Below are 16,606 nucleotides of genomic sequence, written 5' to 3'. Positions count from 1 at the left end.
GCCGGCCGATTCACTCCCCGCGGGCCTGTTCGAACGCCGCAATCGCACCCTCTCGACGCTCTCCGTGGTCGACGATTGGGGCCGGATACGACGGCGCAAGCTGCGCTCGTCGATCCGGGTCGAGGTCGTGCCAGTCGTGAATCGCGTCGGCCGGAACACCCTCGAGTTCGGGGATATATTCGCGGATGTAGTCGGCGTCCGGGTCGTACTCGCGACCCTGCTTCATCGGGTTGAACACCCGGAAATACGGCTGGGCGTCGGTCCCGGTCGAGCCGGCCCACTGCCAGCCGCCGACGTCGTTCGCCGTCTCGTGGTCGGCCAGATTCCGGCGGAACCAGTCGTACCCCTCCCGCCAGTCGATCAAGAGGTCCTTCGTCAGGAACGAAGCGACGAGCATCCGAACGCGGTTGTGAATCCACCCCTCGGCCTGAAGCTGGCGCATCCCCGCGTCGACGATCGGGTATCCTGTCTCGCCGGCTTTCCAGGCTGCGAGTTCGTCAGGGTCGTTTCGCCACGGAATGGGGTGTTCGTATCCGCTGAAGTTCTCGGTGACCGTCTCGGGGTTGAACGCGAGGACGTGGGCGTAGAACTCTCGCCAGGCGAGTTGGCGCTGGAAGGCCGCGACGCTCTCTCGATCGTCGTCCGTCGTCGCCCGTTCGGCTGCCCGCTGGGTCGCTGCGTACACCTTGCGGATCCCGATCGTCCCCCACTTGAGGTGGACCGACAGGCGTGACGTGCCGTCGACAGCCGGCTTGTCGCGGTTATCGGCGTACCGGTAGATCGGTCCCGAACAGAACTCGGTGGTGCGCTCGCGGGCGGCCGCTTGTGTCACCGACTGGGGCGTCGCGGTCGGCTTGTCGAACCCCAGCTCCGAGCGCGACGGCAGCGGGTCACCGGCGACGTCCGCAAGCGCATCCGCGGCCGGGGGCTCGAGCGGCTCCCGTTTCTCGCGGTCGCGCCACTTCTTCCAGAAGTACGAGAACACGGAGTAATGTGCGCCCTCGTTGGGCGTGATCGACCCCGGCTCGTGGTGAATCGAGTCGTGGACTGACTCGCAGGCAACACCGTCGTCCTCGAGTGCCGCTGTCACAGCCCGGTCGCGCTCGCGTGCGAGGCCGCTGTAGTCGTCCGCCCAGACGACGGCGTCTGCCTCGTACTCGGCAGCAAGTCGGGGGATCGCGTCGCTTGCCTCACCACGGACGACGAGCAGGTCGCTCCCGCGCTCGCGATACCATGCCCGCAGGCCCTCGAGGGCCTCGAGCAGACAGGCGACCCGGACGGGTGCGGCGTGCTCGAGGACGGTGGGATCGAAGACGAAGACAGGGGCGACCGGCCCCTCCGATACCGAAACGGCACGAGCGAGCCCCCGGTTGTCAGTGCCACGGAGGTCACGGCGATGCCAGTAGAGGTTCATACCCGAACTGACGGGCCGACGACCGAAAACATCGGGGTAGCGGCGAGGCGTCAGTGGAGTGAGTCACTCTTCCGGCCTCGACACGGACGGCACCGGGACACGGACTCAAGTGGATGGTCTCCGGTCGAGAGTAACGCGTCACTACTCCCGGTCGGCGTTGTGCCGCTCGAGTTGCGTCTGGAAAAATCGACGACTGGCGGCGACGAGTCCCTCGATCGTGTAGTTGACCCCGATGTAGACGCTGACGAGCGCGAGAGCCGTGCCCGCGACGACATCGGAAAACCAGTGGATGCCCAGATACATCGTCGAGAGACTGACGCTGATCGCGAGAAATCCGGCGACGGGAAGCCACAGCGGGTACTTCTCTCGGGTGACCCACGCGAGGAAGAAGACAGTCATCGACAGGGAGGTATGCAGCGAGGGGAAAACGTTCGTGTTCTGATTGATCGTGTTCGTGAGTGTCCGAGACTGGGGGAACGCATCGTACAACAGCCCCTCGAACAGCAGTGGATCGACGTTTCGCGGCCCGAACGCGATAAACAGCGTGTAACAGAGCAGCCCGATCGCGTAGTTTGCGGTAAACGCGACCACGAGCGTCGACAGCTCGTCCATCTCCTCGAGTGCGAAGTACGCGATAAACGGAAAGATGAGCAAGAACGCGTAGCCGTAGATGTAGACGAAGACGAAAAACGACGTCAGGAGCTCGGTCTGAAACGACTGCAGGACGGCGACAGGGTTCGTCCCGAACAGCGCCTGATCGAGTTCGAACAGATACGGCGTGATGTTGTTCCGAAGCACGCGCCGCTCGAGTCGCTGGACGATGTCCCCGGTCGACCACCGTATCAAGAGCACGACCGCGAGCGCAGCAACCGGTAGCAGGCACGCCTCGAGCCGCCATCGAAAGTCCTGCAACGCAGCGGCCACGTTGCGTGGGCCGACGATGACGAGCGTCGCAGTCACGAGCATCGTCGCCACGACGAAGACGAGTTCGAGCAGTACTTCGACAAGTGCCATACGGAGTCCGTGCTACCCGTACGATCTGTGCGCCATTAACTCTTTCAAACAGGTCTTGGCACCGCTTCCGGCACTCGCCCACCCACCGGCTCACTCGAGTAAGAGTTCGTCCTCGTATCTGTAGCCGATATCGGCGAACAGCGACTGCACTCGAGACGTGTTTGGCTCCCCATCGGTGCCGGGAAACGCTAGCGGATCAGTGTCTGGGCTGGTCTCGAGTTCGTCGTCGAAATCCCAGTCGTGGAGGCCGACAAGTGCGTTGGGCGTGGTCGCCGGCTGTGCGAACCCCTCGAAGAACTCACTGACGGCGTGCTCGCGGTCGATCAGCCGCGAACAGAGCCGCCGGAAGTTTGGGTTGCCGAGTTCGTCCTGACGGCTGTTGTAGCCGATCATGTAGAACGCGTCAGTCGTTCCGGTGACCGTCCGGGTGGCCGTGGCGTTTCGAATCTCGCGTGCCGTTTCCGGTGGCAGTTCACTCGCCGTCACGTCGATCTCGCCGTCGATGAGCAGGCCACCCATCGCACCCGGGTTCGGTGCGATCCGAAACGTGATCCCCTCGAACTGCGAGAAACCCTCGAGGAGTTCGGGACGATCCGCTGTCCCGCGAAGAACGTGTGCGTCGAAGGACTCGAGTTCGAACTCGGTGGCGGTCGTGGCCTCGGAAACGGCAAACAGACCAGAGCCGACCGGGTCCTCGTTGGCGACCGTTATCGCCTCCGTCTGGCGATCAGCGACGGCTTCCGACCGTTCAGTCCAGATATGTGCCGGCAACAGGGGGATCGTCAGGAGCCGACGGGCGGCGGTCTGACTCGCCTCGAAGACGTAGAGATCGATGGTCCGATCGTCGATCACGGCCGTCCGATCGAGGAGCGTCTGTCGACCCCGATATCGGGGTGCGGGAACGCCACCGTCGACGCTTCCCATCGACGTATCCTCGAGAAACGCCAGAGTAAACTCCACGTCGTCGGTATCGAGGGACTCGCCGTCGTGCCACTCGAGTCCCTCCCGAAGCGTTATACGGGCCCGTCGTTGTCCCTCCTCGGGCCACTCGACGTCTTCGGCCAGCCATGGCACGTACTCGTCGCCAATCTGGCGGACCAGTGGATCGTACACCAGATCCAGCAGGCCGTCGATCCGGTTTCGGTCGACTGTAAGTGGGTTCAACTCCTCGGTGAGGCCTTCACCGAAGACGCCAACCTCGAGTGGCCCGTCCCTGGGTCCGTTCTCCGGATGGGACATGACCTCGATGTATTCGCGGGGACACCGCGGCGGTATCGGGAGTTGCAGTGGTTCGGTTACACCACTGACCGTGTACGGGTAGGCGACGACGGTGTACGGCGTCGTCTGCAGCAAATGGCCGATCAGGTCGGCAAGCACGCTCGAACGGTCGGTTTCGTCGGCTTCCCGCTGTGTCTCGAGATACTCGTCGATCGTTACATCGGAGACGTGAAACGGGTTTTGCCACCCCCGTTCGCTGACGAACTGGGAGTGAAGGAGACCGTACAGGGCGTCGTACTCGTCGAACCCGGAGTGTCTCGTGACGAAAACGTCGTACTCGCCCTCGAGGAGGATATCACGGTACAGTTCCGCTTTGGAGACCGGTTCGTGCGTCGCGTCGATACCGGCCGCAGTATAGTTTTCACGGAGTCGGCTCGCGATCGTGGCAGCGAGGCGATCGTCGTCCGCCGGGACGGTCTTGATCGTCAGCGAAACCTGCTCCGGGCCGGTGGTCTCCGCCTGTGACCAGAGACGCTCCGAACACCCGGCGAGGGCACTGGCTCCAACACCCACTGTAGCAAGCAGCCCTCGGCGAGTCGTCGATGGAGCGACGTCGTCCATGTGCCCCCGGATATGCCACCACCGCGTATAGGACTTACTCTCAAAACGACATCTTGGCGAGACGATCCACAGTGTGGCCGCCAAAGGGCGACGGGACGAGCGACCGGCAGGCGGTACAGCCCAGCCGAATCGTTCGCCGAATGGAACCGTTACGAACGGTGACACTCATCTCTCAAAGAGAGTAATGACTTGCTGAATGTCTTTTCGAGAGTAATATGAGTGTCATAACAATGTACTGTCGTGGTACCGCATCACATGTGGCTCCCGTTCCGATCCCGGCCGATCGGTCACCAGCAGTCGACCGATCGTAGCCGGGCCACAGAACGGCCACGAGATACCTATGAAACTTGCACTCATCGGCTTTGGGCAGGCTGGCGGGAAAGTAGTCGATCAGTTCCTGACGTACGACGATGCGATCGATGGCGGCTTCGTCGAGAGCGTGATCGCGGTCAACACTGCGACCACGGATCTGCAGGGACTCGAGAACGTGCCACAGAAAAACCGCGTCCTCATCGGACAAGCGCGTGTCAACGGCCACGGTGTCGGCGCTGACAACGAACTCGGTGCCGAAGTCACCGAAGCGGACATCGACGAAATCCAACACGCGATCGATCGGATTCCCACCCACGAGATCGATGCGTTCCTCGTCGTCGCCGGCATGGGTGGTGGCACCGGCTCCGGTGGCGCGCCCGTCCTCGCGAAACACCTCAAACGGATCTACACCCAGCCCGTATACGGGCTCGGCGTCCTCCCGGCGACGGACGAGGGCGGGATCTACACGCTCAACGCGGCCCGGTCGTTCCGGACGTTCGTCCGCGAAGTCGACAACCTGCTTGTCTTCGACAACGACGCCTGGCGGAGCGCCGGGGAGTCCGTCGGCAGCGGCTACGACCGGCTCAACCGCGAAATCGTCGAACGGTTCGGCCTGCTGTTTGCCGCCGGCGAGGTCGGCCACGACGACCACGTCGCCGAAAGTGTTGTCGACTCCTCAGAGATCATCAACACGCTCTCGGGCGGTGGCGTCTCGACGATCGGCTACGCGAGCGAGACCGTCGAGACGGATACCGGCGGCCTCCTCGACTCGCTCACCGGTTCCGCCAGTGGCGGCCTCGAGGACGGACACGCGACCAATCGACTGACGAGCCTCGTCCGCAAGGCGACGCTCGGTCGACTCACGCTGCCGTGTGACGCCGGCAGCGCCGATCGCGGCCTCGTCGTTGCCACCGGCCCGCCGGACCAACTGAGTCGCAAGGGCGTCGAACGCGGGCGACAGTGGCTCGAGGACGAGACGGGAAGCATGGAGATCCGCGGCGGCGATTATCCGCGCACCGGCACCGACGAGGTCGGCGCGGTCGTGCTCCTGTCGGGTGTGACGGACGTCCCGCGGATCGACCAGCTTCAGCAGGTCGCCCTCGAGGCCCAGGAAACGACCGAACAGGTCCAGGCGAACGCTCGAGACGAGTTCGCGTCGCTCGTCGATACGGGCGGCGAACTCGATGCCCTCTTTTAGCGCCACGCGACGCGTTCAGTTCTTCGAGAGCCCGAGCGGCTGAATTAGCAATCGACCCGCTGCAGTTCGGATTCGTATTGCGGTCGGAATGTCATAACGCTCAGCAACGAGTCGCGTGTCGCCGCCACCCAGCAACGAGTCGCGTGTCGCCGCCACCCAGCAACGCGTCGCGTGTCGTCGCCGCCCAGTAACGAGTCGCGTGCCGTCTATCGTCGCGTGGAAGAACCGTCAACGCCGGTAAACCACTCCATTATCGGCGGTGTGGGCCGCGACGACAGGGACGAGTTCTATCAATTCTCATGTCATTCGTGGTAAGCGTATAATAACGAAACCCGATATGCACGGCTAGTTGGACATGCAGCGCCAGCACCGATCAACACAGGAATCGACACCATCACGACTGCGAACCGCACTCACGGCAGTCCTCATACGAGACGGAGGTCAGACGAGAATCGTGGAGTGTCGCCACTGTGGGACGACACTCGAGGCGACGGACACGAACTGTCCGATCTGTGGGTGTGAGGAGATCGCCAGCTATCGGATCGGCTGAATATCGAACGGCACTCGAGCGGTCGAAGAACGCGTCGGAACCCTCACTCGAGCGGCAGCGCACGCGTCTCGATCGCTCCCCGGCGGCCGTCTAAGAGCCCAAAACGCTCGCCGCGGCGTGACTCGAGCCAGTAGAGGAGCCGCTCGGCCCAGGCGAGTTTCCGGGCTTTCACCGGGTCGACCGTGGGATCGTCGAAATCCCAGCCGACGAACGCGAGCTGGGCAGCTCCGAGGTGATCCGCGAGGAACGCTGCCCGGTCGCCGTCGGTAAACCCGCCGAAATTCCGGACTGGCCCGCGTGGCGCAGCCTGTGTCGTCGCCAGCACGGACTCTGCTGCACAGTCGGGAACGATTGCACGAATCGCCGGAATATTGTCGCCGTGGGCGTGGACCGAAACCGGCACTCCCTGGTGGGTCAACCGCCGAACCGTCTCGGGGTTTTTGTCCAGATCCGTCACCATACAGTCGACGTCGACCCCGTGTTCGGCGAGCGTATCGGCCGCCGTCGAGGCCGCGAAAACGAGATCCGCAGCCTGGGCCCGCTCGAGGGCGGACTCGTTCTCGAGTGATGGCCCGGCTCCGGCGATCGCAACCGTCGCATCCCGAACACTCGAGAGACACTCGAGGTCGAACTCATCGATCATCGACGCCAGAATATCACGGGCGCGCTCGTCGCCGGCCCGGTCGTAGCCGAAATCGTCCAGGATCGCCTCGTAGACGGATTCCCACTCGTCGAACTCCATACTCGAGGTGGGGCGTGGAGTCGTATCCGTGTTCGGACTCCGGGTTAGTGGTCCGACAGCGAGAGACCGGTGTCTCGAGCCGGGGAGCCGGTGCTCGAGTTGTCACTCGTCGATGTAGCACCACAATAATTCGTGTTGTGGGCCGGGGGTCGCCTCCAAAGTACCCCTACCCGGGAGGCCGCCCGGCGTCCACCTCCATGTTTTGAATCATCCGGCATAAGCTTTCTCTTACTCAAGCATTCCCGCGAGAGCTTCGGCGAGAGCGCCCAAGCCGCCGTTTTCCGATCGAAGACGGTCTGACACGTCTGAAATAGCCGCGCTCGATCCCACGAGGAGGGGTTGGTCAGCAGCCACACAGTACACATCGAGGTCGTCGTCAGTGGCGATCGACAGCAACCGGTTCCGATCGGTACCGTCGAGTCCATCGATTTCGACCGCCAGTGTCGACCAGTCGTCGGCGACCGCCGGATCGATCCCGCGCGACGAGAGGTGTGCTCGGAGTTCGCGACTCGAGTGGCTATCCAGCCGGGAGACCGACACGTCGCCGACGACCGCGCTCTCGCGCTCGGTAAACGCCTTCCCGATCAGGGCGGCATCACGGGTGTCGGCGACATCGTGGGTCCGAATCACGTGTGCGCCGCGTTCGACGGCCATCGACGTGGCTGCAAGACTGACCGGCAGTCGCTCGTCGGTTTCGCGGCCGGCGATCTCGCCCAAGAAGTTCTTCCGGTTGATCGAAACCAGCATGGGCTGGCCAAGTGCGCGGAACTCTCGCAGTCGACGGAACGTCTCCCGGTCGTCTTCGAGCGTCTGGGCCTCGCTCCAGCCGCCAAAGGCCGGATCGATAATCGTCTTGTCAGTTATGCCGTTCTGTTTCAGTGCTTCGTAGACCTGGTCGACGTAGTCGGCCTGGGCCGCCCACTTCGGCGACTTTCGTGCGGCCCAGTCGGTTTCTCCGACTGCACCCGGGCGCTCGAGGTCCGGTGGGCTCGCCATCTTCGCGACGGCGACGTCGTGTTCTCTACAGACCGCTGGCATCTCCGGATCGGCGAAGCCGGCGATGTCGTTGACCATGTCGAACCCCTGCTCGAGTGCGTCCTCGGCCACCGACGCATAGCGCGTCTCGATCGAGAAAATCGCCTCGCCGGAGACGCGGTCGATCGTCTCGAGTGCAAGATAGAGTCGCTCGAGTTCCTCTTCAGCTGAGAGCACGTCGAAGCGTTTGTTCGCCGACTCGAGGCCGATATCGACGATGTCGGCACCCTCGCCGATCAGTTCCTCGTCGACGTACTGGGCCGCTTCCCCGGGATCGTCGTAGACGCTCGGATCATAGGGTGACTCCTCGCTGATATTCAACACACCCATGATCCGGGGTGGGTAGTCGTCGCCGATTCCCAACCCCGCCGCGTCGACACTGTTCATACACTGCCTGCGGAGAGCAGCCTGAAATGTACCGCGATTGCGGAGAACTGGGCAGGCGTTCACCGGGCGATCACATCAACTCGAGAGGCTGCCAGCGAGGTCGGTCCTGTCCCCAGGCTTGAACAGGGCCGGCTCGTCGCTGGTAACACCAGTTCGGATCCACCGAGTGCTATCGCTCGTTTCGATGGTCTCGTCGGTCATCGCCGGACGGCCGACGTAGCCATCCATCACTGCCGGGCCGCTGACGGCGAGTTCGCTGTCAGCACCGTCCTCGAGCACACAGCTCTCGACCATCGGAACTGTCTCCCAGCGTGGCGAGGTGTCGGCGGTCGCCGGCGTTTGCACGTGCGTTAGTCCCGTCTCCGGACGACCACGGAGACGCGTCACAGCGCCCTCGCGCTTCTGAAGTGCCGTCGTCGGTTCGAGAACGGCGACAGTCTCGTCAGCATCGACCTCGAGTGCCGCAAGCGTCTCGTACTGGGAGGGAGAGACGAACGTTTGGTCGACGCGGTCGGTATAGCACAACGATCGGACCGTCTCGGGATCCCAGTTCGGATGCGACATGTACGTTCCGCCGTCGAGCAGGGTGGCCGTTGCGCCGTACAGGAGTTCGAGCGGGTTCGATAGCGGGAGGCTCCCGAGATGACACAGCGCGCCGTCTTGCTCGAGGATCGACTGACCGGCGCTGGCAGCGGCCGCAAGCGCAGCGTGTGTGTAGTTCACTCCGAGTGGCGCGCCATCGTCGTGTCCGACGTACGCGATCAGTCCATGATTCCCGTCCGACTGTCGCATGATGTCGATCCCGGTCCGGGAGCCAGCGCTGTTCATCCCGTCGTTGTCGAGCAACGCCGACAGCGCCACCCCCATCCGTGCATCACAGTCGGCCGTGATCGCGACGCGTGTTTCCTCGGCCCGGTTCAGGATCGTCAGAAACGGCGTCTCGTCGGTGAGAAACGCCGCACAGCCGGTTTCGTTCAGTACGGTTATGATGTCGTCGGTGCGGTAGTCGGTCGGCATCGTTACCGGGACACAGCCGTTTCGAAGCGTCCCGTAGAAGGCGATGAGAAACGCTCGCGGATTTGAAAGTCGGATTGCGACGGCATCACCGGCAGTGATATCACGGTCCTGAAGGCCGCCAGCGAACCCGTCCGTCAACGACCAAAACTTCGAGAACGTCAGCGAGTCGTCGCCGCTGATCGCCGTCACTGCCTGATTTTCCATCGTGACTTCCTGCAGCGTTTTGATGATATTCGCCATCGCTGGCAAGTTTTGAGTCTTGTCTGTTGAACGTTTACTCAATACAGTATCCCAGTCTGGTCAATAGACGAATGTGTGAATATCCCCTAGAATATTGGGTTACTCGGCATCTGTGTCCCCTTCGAGGACGGCCAGTCGTGAATCGCGCAGGAGTACTTTCCTGACGATCGAGGGATTCTCGAGCAGTCGGTGTTTGGCGTGGGCACCGCGGCCGCGTCCACGGCCCTCGCGTTCGGACTGGATCACGTTGAGGAAGTTCTGCTCCTGAAGGATTTCCTGGACGCGACGCTCCGAGAGCACGTCGAAATCGAGCCGACGAGCGACCTCCTTGTACTGGTTGTAGATGATCTTCGTCGGGAACTCCTTTTCCGAGCTGTTCTCGGTCAGCAGCGTCAGCGAGTAGAGGATCGCTTTGGCCTGCTGGGGCGAGCCCTCGATCAGTTCGTTGAACCGATCGGCTTCGGTCTTCTCTTTGGCGTCGCGGACGTGGTCCGCAGTGACCTGTGACGCGTTCTGTTTTTTTGCGATGCGACCGGCATTTCGAAGGATGTCGATCGCCTTGCGGGCGTCACCGTGTTCCTGGGCTGCGAGGGCGGCCGTCAGCGGAATGACGTCGTCGGAGAGCACCTCGTCGTGGAACGCGTCCCGTCGTTTCTCTAAGATTTCGACGAGTTGATTGGCGTCGTACGGCGAGAACACGAGTTCGTCCCGGGAGAGACTCGACTTGACGCGTTCGGAGAGATGGTCCGGGAAATCGATCTTGTTCGAGATGCCGATGATACCGATACTCGAGTCCGAGATCCGCCGGTTCTCGCCGGCACGGGAGAGCTTTCGGAGCACTTCGTCGTCCTCGAGCATGTCGATCTCGTCTAAGATAACGATGGTAACGTCGGTGCAGTGATCGACGGCCTGCCAGAGGCGTTTGTAGTAGTCGCCGGTGCCGAGGCCGCGGTCGGGAACGGTGACACCGCTTTCGTCGGGATCGTTGACGATCTGGGCGATCGTCTTGACGATCGACGCCTCGGTGTTTTGCTCGCCACAGTCGATGAAGGCGTACTTGACGGTGACGTCGTCGCGTTGGGCTTCCGAGATCACCCGTTGGGTGACCGATCGGGAGATCAGTGATTTGCCGGTGCCAGTCTTACCGAAGATGAACAGGTGGTTAGGTTCGCTCCCGAAAATCGCGGGGTTCAGGGCGTCCGCCACCCGTTGCATTTGCTCATCGCGTCCGACGATCCGGTCCGGACCGGGGAGGTGCGTGATCTCGAGCAACCGCTCGTCGGCAAAGACCGGATCGTCGTACCGAAAGAGTGGATCACGATCGTCGTTGGCGGACATTTCGTTACCCCGTGGCTTTCCACTCGATTGAAATAAAGCTATGGAGATCGATCGCGGATGTAAACACCCGATAAGAGGCCACAATACCCGCAGACTTCGTCCGATCTGCGAGATCGGTCCATGACAGCGGTCTCGCGTTTCTAACGCCGGGGGGTCGAGTCGACTGCGACTCGAGTATGTGAACCACCGACACCCCCCTCGCGTTTGTAACGGCGGGGAACGATCGCCGGCGAGCGCCCGGTAGTGACGTGATACTGTCGGACGAGATGGAACGAGACGGGAACTCACCACGGTCAACTAGATGTCACTAGAAATGGCGTTTGTTGTCCAACTCGTCGACGCAGGAGAGAACACCGATTTCTCGAGGGGATTTGCGATTGCTGAAGGGGGGACACACCCCCCTCGCGTTTGTAACGCCGAATGGGTGGGGTGGGTGTTCGATTATTCCCGATTTTCTGTCGATTGAGATCCAACAGGCCCGATTTTACATCCGCGACCATGGTGTGTTCCACGTAGAGACCCCCCCTCCTTCGGGCCGTTACAAACGCGAGGGGGGTGTGTGTCCCCTCCATCGGTATCGATATGGGCGCCGGTACATCTCGAGTTTACCGGATAGACGCGTAGTACTTGCCGAACAGTGGCTGTGAGGGTGTCACAACAGCCGCTCGGGCTGTAAGTCCTAATAATAAAACTCAAGAATCACTCTAGTAATTGGTTGTTTTTCATTTCCATCCATAGATTTGTGTATAACTCTAGTACCCTAGTTCTAGTACTAGTATTGTATCTAGAACTAGAAGTAACTAGAAGTAACTAGCAGAGAAGGTCGTAGAAGAACCAGCAGAGAATCACACTCGCTCACGAAAGACGCCCACACAGTGAACTAGACAGGAATCCACACACAGAATCCACACCGATGGATCATCCCTCAACTTCCCGTCCTCGGCGAACACGTCTCTTTTGACCGGCCAGCTCGTCCTCTCGGTATGGGCTCCATCACATCCAGTCTGTCGACCGAGCGTTTCGGCTCGAGACTTTGGACGGACCGCGCTGAGACGAACAGTTCCCTTCTCGAGTCGGACCCGATCGAGAATCAATGACCGCTAACACATCCGACACCGACGGATCGACAGATCGGTCACGGACGCCGCCGGCGGTCGCCGTCGTCGATGCCCAGTCGCCGGGGAACGTCGGGACGATCGCTCGCGGGATGAAGAACTTCGGGTTCGAAGACCTCCTGCTCGTCGACCCGCCGGCGCTCGATCCCGACGGTGACGCCTACGGCTTTGCCGGACACGCTCGAGAGGATATCCTGCCGAACGCGACGGAGGTATCCTTCGACCACCTCGTCGACACCTATCTCACAATCGGCTGTACGGCGGTGACCAACGAAGACGACCACAGCCACGTTCGGTTTCCGTACACGACACCCGCCGAACTTCCGGACCGACTGGCCGCCGTCGAAGCACCAACGGCGATCGTCTTCGGCCGTGAACGCATCGGACTCACCAACGAGGAGCTCGCCCAGATCGACGAGATCTGCTCGATTCCGGCCGCCGCCGACTACCCCGTTCTCAACCTCGGACAGGCCGCGACCATCACGCTCTATGAACTGCGCTCGCTCACCCTCGCCGACGAGGAGACACAACTACCCGACGTAGAGCGCGTGCGAGCCCCCGAACCGACGATCGATCGCGTCTACGACCAGTGGGCGGCGCTGCTCGAGGAACTCAACCATCCCGTCGAAAAACGCGAAAAGACGATGCGCATGCTTCGACGCGTCTACGGCCGGGCCGACCTGACAACGGGCGAGGCGAACACGTTGCTCGGCTTGCTCCGTCGGGCGACGGAACGGCCAGCCGAACAGTGACCGCAGACGGTGCCTGCGACACTGCGATCCGAACACGCGATTGCTGATGACTGGTGTCGGTTCGTCCGACAGTCTCATATGATGGTGTCAACCACGATTACAGGATGACCGACGTCAATCGACGACAGACCCTGGGCCTGTTCGGTGCCGGAATGGCGCTTCTGGCCGGCTGTTCGGAGACGTCCGACGATGGGGACGGCTCGAGCGGTAACGGGACCGATTCGCCTGCCGACGACGACGGCGAGGTACCGACGTATGCGTCGTTCCTTCCAGAAACAGACCGGTCGACGTACTCTTACGGGGCGATCGACGCCGCGACACTGCAATCACTCGTCGACGCCGAAGACGCCGCGGCAGGCGACGACCTGATCGATCCGCTCCTCGGGAACCCAGTCGTCATGGCGGTCCTGTTTGGACGGATCGGAGCGACCAAAACGTTCGGTATCTACCAGGAAATCGACGAGACGCCAGCCGATGCGGGGGAAATCGTCGACGCCAACGGCGTCTACGCGTTGGTGGGGAGTTACGACCGTGACGCGATCGGCACTGCCCTCGAGGATGCTGGATACGCACGCGAGCGCGACGACACGTCGTATGCGGTCTACACCGATGCCGACTCCGGCGAAGTCGTCGGCATCACGGACGACGTCTTCGCGTTTACCGTCCCGAACCAGGCCGATCCGGAATTCGATCCGATCGACGCCGTCGAACGAACTGTCGAGACGGCCACTGGGCAGCGACCGCCGAAACACGAAACCGACGACGAGTTCGCGCGACTACTTCGTGCCGGGGAGACCGGCGGGATCTCTCTCGGCCGCTACACCGAGGCGGACGCCTTCGATGTCGACACGCTCGGCGACCAGCAACTCACAGGCACCCTCGAGTTCGCGTTTGGCGGCGTCGAAGGTGCGACCGGCGTCCACCAGCAGCTCTTGATCACGGACGACGGTGCGACGGCGACTGCCGCCGTCCGGTATGGCGACGACGACCGCGTCGATCTCGAGCGCCTCGAGGTGTTCGGGACCCAGGCCGACGCCCGCGAGGTCGATCACGATGGGGCGAGTGTCCGAATCGAGGCCGAATACGCTGGCGGACTCGTCGACGACTCGTAGCGCGGTCTCGAGGCCGATGGCCGTCGTCGTTTGATCGCTGTCAGGGGATTCGGTCAGCGAGTCTGCACGGTCGACGTTGTCGATGTGTGCGTCGATGAGTGTTCCGGCTGTGAGACGTATGCACCCGTTTCGGTGATCGTTCCGACCCAGCCACAGCGAGCACAGGCAAACAGCCCCTGGCCGTCAACCACCGATGCCCCACACTCAGGGCAGTCGTTTCCGGGCGTGCCGTCCGCCGTCGTCGCCGAGTCGGCTTCCCGGGCGCTGTTCAGCGGTGTTGGGATCTCGCCCGTCCGGAGCGAGGCGATGACTTCGTCCGTCGTGTATGTCTCCTCGAGGTCCTCGTCGGTGTGGGGGAACACGCCAACCAGTTCATCATCAGCGTAGACTTCGAGACACACGAGTGGCATCACGAGTAACTCTCTGGTCTCGCCTGAGAGCTGAGAGGTCGACGTCCGTTTTTTGAACGGCGGTCGAATGCTCACCCCCTGCTCGTCCGCCCACGCCTCGAATCGCTCGAAACTCTCGAGGGCCTCCTGGTAGGGGCTGGTGTCGGTCAGTGCGATCTCTTTGGGCCAACTGCGCAACAAGAGGTCGTCGATCGCCCCCTCTGACTCGCAGGCGCGAAGGGTTTCCACCTGCCTGTCGACTGGCTCGAGCAGCAGTGGCGCGCGCACGTGACACACGACTGTTGTTGTCGGTTCTGGCATCGTTCACAGCGGCCACGTTCTCACAAATAACTCTTTCTCGAGTTCCCATTTCACAACTCGAACGGGATTCTGAGTTTCGAAGCGGCCAGTACTCGCGTGGTCGTGCTACGCTCGAGCGTCGTCCGGCGGACCACCGTCAGCCGATTCGTGTGACTCCGACTCGACCGGGACCCCACCGTCGGTTCGCGGTTCGGGCTGGTTATCCGTGGGGAGCCGTCGCTCGTCCGGTGTCTGCTCCAGTCTGGATCGAAGGAGGGAGCGAAACGCGTTTCGCTTGATGACAACGAATCCGACGAGGATCGTCAGCAGACCGACGAGCGTCAGCGAGTCGACGACCGAGTCGAGCACGAGCCAGCTCACACCGATCGCGACCGCCGGCTCGGCGTACCCAACGAGGTTGACCTGTGTCGCGCCGCTTTCCTCGAGCAACTCGAAGTAGAGCAAGAACGCGAAGACGCCGGAGACGAACGTCAGGTAGGCATACGAGAGTAGTGCCGTCGTCGTCAGCTCGATCGCGGCCACCGATTCACCACGCAGGCCAGCCCAGACGAACAACACGCCGGCGCCGAGCAACATCGCCCAGGCCTGGAGCGTCTCGAGCGGCAGCTCAGATTCGATCGGTCGCACGAGTACGCTCCCGAGTGCGAACGCGATGGCGGAGGCGAAGACGATTGCTGCACCGATTACCATATCGCCACCGAGCGCTTTCGGGGATGGCTGGACGACGAGGATTACGCCGATCAGGCCGAGGACAAAGCCGACGACACCGACGAGCCCGAGTCGTTCGTTCGGGAGCAACACCCCAGCGAACGCGACCGTAAGAATCGGTGCCGTGCTGACGACGGTTGCGGCGACAGCACCCGAGACGTACAGTTCGCCGATGTACAACAGGCCGTGATAGAGCGCGATGACGAACACGCCGGCAACGACGACCACGAGCCACTCTGCTCGACCCGTGGGACGGACGCGGTCAGTGACGACGGCTGCGTAGCCGAGAACGATCGCACCCGCTAGCGCATAGCGAGAGCCAGCGAACAGCAGCGGCGGGACGTGCTCGAGGCCGATTTCGATCGCCACGAACGAACTCCCCCAGCAAAGGGCGAGTATCGAAAAGAGCACCGATTGGCGGTACTCCGATGGAATAGCGCTCAGTGTAATCATATCCAGTTCGAAACGGACGGTTGTATTTAGATCCTTCTACAAGCAACCCGTTATCGCTGAATTCAGAACCACACATATGGATTTGATCCGAATTGCCCACCACACCGAACTCGCCACTTGTAGATATCTCCAAGTTCATCAGACGAAGGACATTTATTTCATCCGTCCCGAGCACTCGTTCATGGACGAACGCGACGTGCGACTTCTCAAGGCGATCTCCGAACTCGAGACGGGGAGCCCGGAGCGACTTCACGACGCAACCGGCATTCCGGTATCGACGATCCACTACCGACTCTCCAATCTTCGGGAGGAAGGCATCATCACGAACGACCGCTACGACGTCGACCTCGAGGCACTCGGCCTCGGCGTGACCGTCCTCGTCGAGATCCATGCCGACTACCAGGGCTCCTACGAGGAGTTTTCGGACCGACTGCTGACCGTTGAAGGCGTCACGAACGTCTACTTCACGATGGGCGAGACCGATTTCATCGTCGTCGCCCGCCTGAGCAGCAGTGAGATGGTCGAGCGCCTGATCGCCGCGTTCGAGCAACTCGAGGGCGTCGACCGAACCGACTCCACGTTCGTCATCTCGGCGATCGAAGAACGCGACGCGTTACAGAGTTATAACCTCGAGACGTTACTCGAGGAACTGGTCGACGAATAGGGCTGT

General features: G+C 62.0%; 13 protein-coding genes. 4 read left to right on the top strand and 9 right to left on the bottom strand.

From position 1 onward, the window contains the following. Positions 1-10 precede the first annotated feature (10 nt). From BW940_RS06640 to BW940_RS06630, 3 genes are all read right to left on the bottom strand, one after another. Positions 11-1,414, bottom strand: a complete 1,404-nt coding sequence (locus BW940_RS06640; protein WP_076608409.1) for a cryptochrome/photolyase family protein — start codon at positions 1,412-1,414, stop codon at positions 11-13. Positions 1,415-1,555: 141 nt separating this feature from the next. Then, positions 1,556-2,428 carry a phosphatase PAP2 family protein gene (locus tag BW940_RS06635; RefSeq protein WP_076608408.1) on the bottom strand — a complete coding sequence of 291 codons (873 nt, stop codon included), beginning with the start codon at positions 2,426-2,428 and terminating at the stop codon, positions 1,556-1,558. 90 nt (positions 2,429-2,518) lie between these two features. Next, complete coding sequence (locus BW940_RS06630; RefSeq protein WP_076608407.1) at positions 2,519-4,267, bottom strand: ABC transporter substrate-binding protein; 1,749 nt, start codon at positions 4,265-4,267, stop codon at positions 2,519-2,521. A gap of 340 nt (positions 4,268-4,607) precedes the next feature. Between BW940_RS06630 and BW940_RS06625 the strand changes: the two genes are divergently transcribed. Next, positions 4,608-5,777, top strand: a complete 1,170-nt coding sequence (locus tag BW940_RS06625) for a tubulin/FtsZ family protein (RefSeq protein ID WP_076608406.1) — start codon at positions 4,608-4,610, stop codon at positions 5,775-5,777. A 593-nt stretch (positions 5,778-6,370) separates the two neighbouring features. Here BW940_RS06625 and BW940_RS06615 read toward each other — a convergent pair. The 4 genes from BW940_RS06615 to BW940_RS06600 form a co-directional block, all read right to left on the bottom strand. Beyond that, a complete protein-coding gene (locus tag BW940_RS06615) occupies positions 6,371-7,069 on the bottom strand; it encodes a 6-hydroxymethylpterin diphosphokinase MptE-like protein (protein WP_076608404.1) in 699 nt (232 codons plus the stop codon). A 228-nt stretch (positions 7,070-7,297) separates the two neighbouring features. After that, positions 7,298-8,491 carry a dihydropteroate synthase gene (folP, locus tag BW940_RS06610; protein ID WP_076608403.1) on the bottom strand — a complete coding sequence of 398 codons (1,194 nt, stop codon included), beginning with the start codon at positions 8,489-8,491 and terminating at the stop codon, positions 7,298-7,300. 75 nt (positions 8,492-8,566) lie between these two features. Continuing rightward, on the bottom strand, positions 8,567-9,748 hold the full coding sequence (locus BW940_RS06605; RefSeq protein WP_076608402.1) for a class I adenylate-forming enzyme family protein: 1,182 nt from the start codon (positions 9,746-9,748) through the stop codon (positions 8,567-8,569). Between the two features lie 99 nt (positions 9,749-9,847). Continuing rightward, positions 9,848-11,086 (bottom strand): Cdc6/Cdc18 family protein, encoded by a 1,239-nt coding sequence (locus BW940_RS06600; RefSeq protein ID WP_076608401.1) that lies wholly within the window; start codon positions 11,084-11,086, stop codon positions 9,848-9,850. Positions 11,087-12,179: 1,093 nt separating this feature from the next. On the opposite strand from BW940_RS06600, the gene BW940_RS06595 reads away from it, so the two are divergent. Both BW940_RS06595 and BW940_RS06590 read left to right on the top strand, forming a co-directional pair. Further along, positions 12,180-12,953, top strand: a complete 774-nt coding sequence (locus BW940_RS06595) for an RNA methyltransferase (protein ID WP_076608400.1) — start codon at positions 12,180-12,182, stop codon at positions 12,951-12,953. Positions 12,954-13,057: 104 nt separating this feature from the next. Beyond that, the gene (locus BW940_RS06590) at positions 13,058-14,065 is read left to right on the top strand and encodes a hypothetical protein (protein WP_076608399.1); all 1,008 of its coding nucleotides are present in this window, start codon (positions 13,058-13,060) and stop codon (positions 14,063-14,065) included. Between the two features lie 53 nt (positions 14,066-14,118). Here the strand turns inward: BW940_RS06590 and BW940_RS06585 are convergent, their stop codons facing one another. Together BW940_RS06585 and BW940_RS06580 are read right to left on the bottom strand one after the other, a co-directional pair. Then, on the bottom strand, positions 14,119-14,775 hold the full coding sequence (locus tag BW940_RS06585; protein ID WP_076608398.1) for an HTH domain-containing protein: 657 nt from the start codon (positions 14,773-14,775) through the stop codon (positions 14,119-14,121). 105 nt (positions 14,776-14,880) lie between these two features. Further along, complete coding sequence (locus tag BW940_RS06580; RefSeq protein ID WP_173834853.1) at positions 14,881-15,936, bottom strand: DMT family transporter; 1,056 nt, start codon at positions 15,934-15,936, stop codon at positions 14,881-14,883. A gap of 181 nt (positions 15,937-16,117) precedes the next feature. Between BW940_RS06580 and BW940_RS06575 the strand changes: the two genes are divergently transcribed. Beyond that, positions 16,118-16,600 (top strand): Lrp/AsnC family transcriptional regulator, encoded by a 483-nt coding sequence (locus BW940_RS06575; RefSeq protein WP_076608397.1) that lies wholly within the window; start codon positions 16,118-16,120, stop codon positions 16,598-16,600. The last annotated feature ends 6 nt before the right edge of the window (positions 16,601-16,606 follow it).

The organism is Natronorubrum thiooxidans (assembly GCF_900156475.1).
In the GTDB taxonomy this organism is placed as follows: Archaea; Halobacteriota; Halobacteria; order Halobacteriales; family Natrialbaceae; genus Natronorubrum; species Natronorubrum thiooxidans.
Note: the sequence above shows the minus strand (reverse complement) of the source record. Positions and strands in the feature narration are given on the sequence as shown.

Coding starts and splice junctions, on each gene's coding strand:
- BW940_RS06640 (WP_076608409.1), bottom strand. CDS start 1,414: ATGAACCTCTACTGGCATCGCCGTGACCTCCGTGGCACTGACAACCGG.
- BW940_RS06635 (WP_076608408.1), bottom strand. CDS start 2,428: ATGGCACTTGTCGAAGTACTGCTCGAACTCGTCTTCGTCGTGGCGACG.
- BW940_RS06630 (WP_076608407.1), bottom strand. CDS start 4,267: ATGGACGACGTCGCTCCATCGACGACTCGCCGAGGGCTGCTTGCTACA.
- BW940_RS06625 (WP_076608406.1), top strand. CDS start 4,608: ATGAAACTTGCACTCATCGGCTTTGGGCAGGCTGGCGGGAAAGTAGTC.
- BW940_RS06615 (WP_076608404.1), bottom strand. CDS start 7,069: ATGGAGTTCGACGAGTGGGAATCCGTCTACGAGGCGATCCTGGACGAT.
- folP (WP_076608403.1), bottom strand. CDS start 8,491: ATGAACAGTGTCGACGCGGCGGGGTTGGGAATCGGCGACGACTACCCA.
- BW940_RS06605 (WP_076608402.1), bottom strand. CDS start 9,748: ATGGCGAATATCATCAAAACGCTGCAGGAAGTCACGATGGAAAATCAG.
- BW940_RS06600 (WP_076608401.1), bottom strand. CDS start 11,086: ATGTCCGCCAACGACGATCGTGATCCACTCTTTCGGTACGACGATCCG.
- BW940_RS06595 (WP_076608400.1), top strand. CDS start 12,180: ATGACCGCTAACACATCCGACACCGACGGATCGACAGATCGGTCACGG.
- BW940_RS06590 (WP_076608399.1), top strand. CDS start 13,058: ATGACCGACGTCAATCGACGACAGACCCTGGGCCTGTTCGGTGCCGGA.
- BW940_RS06585 (WP_076608398.1), bottom strand. CDS start 14,775: ATGCCAGAACCGACAACAACAGTCGTGTGTCACGTGCGCGCGCCACTG.
- BW940_RS06580 (WP_173834853.1), bottom strand. CDS start 15,936: ATGATTACACTGAGCGCTATTCCATCGGAGTACCGCCAATCGGTGCTC.
- BW940_RS06575 (WP_076608397.1), top strand. CDS start 16,118: ATGGACGAACGCGACGTGCGACTTCTCAAGGCGATCTCCGAACTCGAG.